5 protein-coding genes are annotated in these 4,956 nt (G+C 42.6%); 2 read left to right on the plus strand and 3 right to left on the minus strand.

What is annotated here, in order from left to right; translation table 11 throughout:
* Positions 1-131: 131 nt before the first annotated feature.
* The 3 genes from fusA to rpsL form a co-directional block, all read right to left on the minus strand.
* Positions 132-2,228, minus strand: a complete 2,097-nt coding sequence (fusA, locus tag Q8W26_RS17620) for an elongation factor G (RefSeq protein ID WP_101215758.1) — start codon at positions 2,226-2,228, stop codon at positions 132-134.
* 74 nt (positions 2,229-2,302) lie between these two features.
* Positions 2,303-2,773, minus strand: coding sequence for a 30S ribosomal protein S7 (rpsG, locus tag Q8W26_RS17625; RefSeq protein ID WP_101215759.1), 471 nt, complete (start codon positions 2,771-2,773; stop codon positions 2,303-2,305).
* Positions 2,774-2,856: 83 nt separating this feature from the next.
* Positions 2,857-3,231, minus strand: coding sequence for a 30S ribosomal protein S12 (rpsL, locus tag Q8W26_RS17630; protein WP_101215760.1), 375 nt, complete (start codon positions 3,229-3,231; stop codon positions 2,857-2,859).
* A gap of 343 nt (positions 3,232-3,574) precedes the next feature.
* Here rpsL and Q8W26_RS17635 point away from each other — a divergent pair, with 343 nt between their 5' ends.
* Together Q8W26_RS17635 and Q8W26_RS17640 are read left to right on the plus strand one after the other, a co-directional pair.
* On the plus strand, positions 3,575-4,444 hold the full coding sequence (locus Q8W26_RS17635; protein WP_153071538.1) for a hypothetical protein: 870 nt from the start codon (positions 3,575-3,577) through the stop codon (positions 4,442-4,444).
* 26 nt (positions 4,445-4,470) lie between these two features.
* Complete coding sequence (locus Q8W26_RS17640; RefSeq protein ID WP_101215762.1) at positions 4,471-4,764, plus strand: hypothetical protein; 294 nt, start codon at positions 4,471-4,473, stop codon at positions 4,762-4,764.
* Positions 4,765-4,956 lie beyond the last annotated feature (192 nt).

Raw genomic sequence — 4,956 nt, forward strand, 5'->3', positions numbered from 1 at the left:
GGTCAACGTGGCCGATAGTACCAACGTTAACGTGCGGCTTGGAGCGGTCAAATTTTTCTTTAGACATGATATAGCCTTTTTATATATATGTTAAAACCAATACCTAATGTGGTAAGGGTCAAATTAAATTTTTATCGTTTGCCAGAGACTACTGCATCAGCAATATTCTGTGGCGCTTCACTGTACTCTAGGAACTCCATAGAGTAGGAAGCTCGGCCCTGTGTAGCAGAACGTAGATCGGTAGCATAACCGAACATTTCTGATAAAGGAACCTTAGCGAAAACTAGTTTAATACCAGCAACGCCATCTTCCATCCCTTCAATCATGCCGCGGCGACGGTTTAGATCACCAACAACATCACCCATCCAGTTTTCTGGCGTGGTTACTTCAACCTTCATCATTGGTTCAAGTAAGACAGGACTTGCGTCGAGCGCGCCTTGTCTAAAGCCCATAGAACCAGCCACTTTAAAGGCTACTTCATTTGAGTCAACATCATGGTATGAACCATCGATAAGCGTTACTTTAATATCAAGCATCGGGTAACCAGCGACAACGCCCTGGTTCATCGAGTCATGACAACCCTTATCAACAGCACTAATGTATTCCTTAGGAACAGCACCACCAACGATTTCATTAAAGAATTCGTAGCCGGCGCCCTGCTCATTAGGCTCTAGTTTAAGAACAACATGACCATATTGGCCACGGCCACCAGATTGACGTACAAACTTACCCTCTGCTTCCACAGTACTACGGATAGTTTCACGGTATGCAACCTGAGGCTTACCGACGTTACAATCAACGCCGAATTCACGCTTCATGCGATCTACAATAATATCTAAGTGCAGCTCACCCATACCTGAGATAACAGTCTGACCCGTTTCAGCATCGGTTTCGACGCGGAATGACGGATCTTCAGCCGCTAGTTTACCTAGGGCAATTGCCATCTTCTCTTGAGCAGCTTGCGTTCTTGGCTCTACTGCAATCGCAATAACAGGCTCTGGGAACTCCATGCGCTCTAAGATAACTTTGTTATCAGGGTCACATAAAGTATCACCAGTAGTTACATCTTTGAGACCGATAGCCGCGGCGATATCGCCAGCACGGACTTCAGTGATCTCGTTTCGATCATTAGCGTGCATTTGCACGATACGGCCTAGACGCTCACGTTTCTGCTTAACAGAATTATAGACGTGAGCACCAGACTCAACTACGCCTGAATAAACACGCATGAAAGAAAGCGTCCCCACGAATGGGTCGGTAGCAATCTTAAATGCTAATGCTGCAAAAGGTTCATCATCACTCGACGGACGTGTTACTTCGTTATCGTCCATATCAACACCAGTGATTGCTTTTACTTCAGTCGGTGCAGGCAAGTAATCTACGACAGCGTCGAGAACGGCTTGCACACCTTTATTTTTGAAGGCAGAACCACAAGTTGCTAATACGATTTCGTTTGCTAGTGTACGTTGGCGAAGCGCGGCTTTAATCTCTTCTTCAGAGAGTTCACCTTCTTCAAGATACTTATCCATTAGTTCTTCAGTTGCTTCAGCAGCTGCTTCTACTAATTCTTCACGAAGCTCTTCTGCACGACCTTGTAAATCGGCAGGGATCTCTTCATAAGTGAATGATGCACCTTGATCATCTTCGCTCCAGTTAATCGCCTTCATCTTAATCAGGTCGATTACGCCTTTGAAGTCTTCTTCCGTTCCAATATTTAAATGGATTGGAACACACGTAGCGCCAAGACGGTTGCGAATTTGATCGACAACCACTTCAAAGTCTGCACCAGTACGGTCCATCTTATTAACGAAGACTATGCGAGGCACTTCGTATTTATCGGCTTGACGCCATACAGTCTCAGACTGCGGCTCCACACCTGATGAACCACAAAAAACAACAACGGCCCCATCAAGCACACGTAGTGAACGTTCAACTTCAATGGTGAAGTCTACGTGTCCAGGTGTATCAATAATATTGATACGGTGCTGTTTGAACTGTTTTTCCATCCCCGACCAAAAGGTTGTAGTGGCAGCAGAAGTGATCGTGATACCACGCTCTTGCTCTTGCTCCATCCAATCCATAGTCGCAGCGCCATCATGAACTTCACCAATCTTATGAGAAAGACCGGTGTAGAACAAAACACGCTCAGTTGTCGTGGTTTTACCCGCGTCAACGTGGGCAACGATACCGATATTACGGTACAGTTCAATGGGTGTATTACGTGCCAAAATGATGTTTCCTATATACAACAAACGCAATGTTCAGAAGCTGTGCAACTGCCCATCGCGTTTTTAAAACTATTTTACCAACGGTAGTGTGCGAATGCTTTGTTCGCATCTGCCATACGGTGTACGTCTTCACGTTTCTTAACTGAAGCACCCTTGTTATCAAGAGCGTCAACTAATTCACCAGCTAGGCGTTGAGCCATAGATTTTTCACCACGCTTACGCGAGAACTCAACTAACCAACGCATAGCTAATGCGTTACGACGTACTGGACGTACTTCTACAGGTACTTGGTAAGTAGAACCACCAACACGGCGAGATTTTACTTCCACTGTAGGACATACGTTTTCTAGTGCTTGTTCGAATAATTCAACATGGCCTTTACCTGATTTCTCAGCAGCGATGTCTAATGCACCGTATACGATTTTTTCTGCGGTAGATTTCTTACCGTCAACCATTACGATGTTTACGAATTTTGCCAGGATCTCTGATTTAAATTTAGGATCTGGAAGGATTTTTCGTTGACCTATGACGCGTCTTCTTGGCATCTTAATTCTCCAATGTATTTCAGGTTACCCCAAAACAGGTTAATACTTAGTTTCGTTTGCTTGGCCTTACTGTCGGAGAGCTATTAAGCCTTAGGCTTTTTAGCACCGTACTTAGAGCGACCTTGACGACGATCAGCTACGCCAGAACAATCTAATGTTCCACGTACTGTATGGTAACGAACACCAGGTAAATCTTTAACACGACCACCGCGGATTAAGATCACGCTATGCTCTTGTAAGTTATGACCTTCACCACCGATGTATGAAGTTACTTCGAATCCGTTAGTTAAACGAACACGAGCAACTTTACGTAGTGCTGAGTTAGGTTTTTTAGGTGTAGTAGTATATACACGAGTACATACACCACGACGTTGTGGACAAGCTTCTAAAGCAGGTACGTTAGTTTTTGATACCTTCTTTGTACGAGCGTTGCGCACTAGTTGATTAACTGTTGCCATTATAGCTCCTAGTTAGTTGACTTCAGCCTGCTAAAAGCAGACTCATTTGGGTGAAAAATCTATCCCCAAAAAATGGGGACGCGAAATTCTATGCGTAACGCGGCCATGTGTCAAGAAATAACCAATTCTGTAATGTTACGTAGTTCAAATAAAATACCTAATAGAAAACTTAGTTAGAGTCACGATATCTATCTGAACCTTATCTAACTTTCCTTTTGAAAAAAAACATGTCAGTATACTTCCTCCATAAGGATTTAATAAATAAGGATTTAATTGTGAGATATATTAAAACATTTACTTGCTTGCTTGCTTGCTTGCTTCATTTTCATCAACCGCCAATACTGTGATAAAAAGTAATCTCTACGGTAAGTTATTACAAACCTCTGATGATACCTTCCAGTATCACTCTGCGAACCAACAGAAAAAAATCCTTATCAGGACAAATAGTGAATTAGAGACTACATTTATTTTCGATGATGGAAGCTTCTTTAAGATTAGCCCTAAAACGTCACAAGTGACTCGCTACAGTAGACTCACAGGACAAACTGAGGTTCTTGCATTCGATAATTCAAGTTTGCAACAATGGACTTTAGCCTCTTCTATACAATCTATTCACGCGAACTTTTTAGAGTTTTCAAGTGCACATCAAACACAGCCTAAGCCACAACCATTATGTGATGACCCTTTTGAAAGTGAGCATTGCGATCGTATACAACCCGCCCCCTCTCACGAAATCTTTGATTCCCCCGAACTCACTTTATTCGACTCTAAGCCACTTTATGGTGCAAGCCAGTGTGGATATGAAAAAGATCAATACGAGATGGAGGGCTATAATGGCTTTGCGACACTAGAACGGTGTTCACGTGTCGCATCAATAGGGACAGCCGTAGCCGCCATTGGCGTCGCAGGTTCTATAGGTGGCCTTGGTGCTCCGCTAGTAGGTACATTACCAGCATATGCCCTAGCTGCAGCTAATTTAGCTGATACTAGATTCCAATGTCAAAGGGCTAGCCGAGCAGCTTATCGTACTTATACTCAGTGCTTAGAGAAGCATGAAAGCAACTCTGATAATGAAGGTTCTGGCACTGTCGGCCCAGGTAGTGCAATCTCATCTTCCATTTGTACGAAAGTAACCCAATATAAGGTTTGCAACAAAAGCGGTGACTGTAATTATTGGACAGAATCTTCCTATACTCCGTGCATGACTAATTAAGGTGAACCTAATATAAAAGGAAAAATATGAAAACTCCTCCATCAAATAGCTTACATGATAAACTTGTCACATTTTTTGAAAAAGTGTTTGGACCCATTATAGCAGTCAATTTTAATAGAGCATTCTCTTTCTTATTTACAGCTATATTGATAATTATATTAACTATTTTACAAGACAATTACATATTAACTATGATTGTTTTATATCTGTTTGGCATGATGATGATATTGGCTAATATGGTTGAGCGATACATCGAGCAGAGATTAGCGCAACTCGATTGCAAATGCCGCACTTCAGATAAAAGCCATAATAAAGACTAGTTACATAGGCGCTGCATACTTCTTTACCCCTCATGCAATCGGCTCACATGTGACACTAAAATTAGTAATCACCTTAACACTCAGTAATTAAAAACAAAAAAGGCTCCCGAAGGAGTAATGCCGTTCACTTAAGGTGAGCGGCATTTTTATTTCTAGCATAACGTTGAGGTCTGGGCTTTACCGTTCGGGGGA

The organism is Psychrobium sp. 1_MG-2023 (assembly GCF_030689115.1).
GTDB lineage: Bacteria > Pseudomonadota > Gammaproteobacteria > Enterobacterales > Psychrobiaceae > Psychrobium.

Excerpts from the sequence above, each read along its gene's own strand:
- rpsG (WP_101215759.1), bottom strand. The coding sequence starts at position 2,773 with ATGCCAAGAAGACGCGTCATAGGTCAACGAAAAATCCTTCCAGATCCT.
- rpsL (WP_101215760.1), bottom strand. The coding sequence starts at position 3,231 with ATGGCAACAGTTAATCAACTAGTGCGCAACGCTCGTACAAAGAAGGTA.
- Q8W26_RS17640 (WP_101215762.1), top strand. The coding sequence starts at position 4,471 with ATGAAAACTCCTCCATCAAATAGCTTACATGATAAACTTGTCACATTT.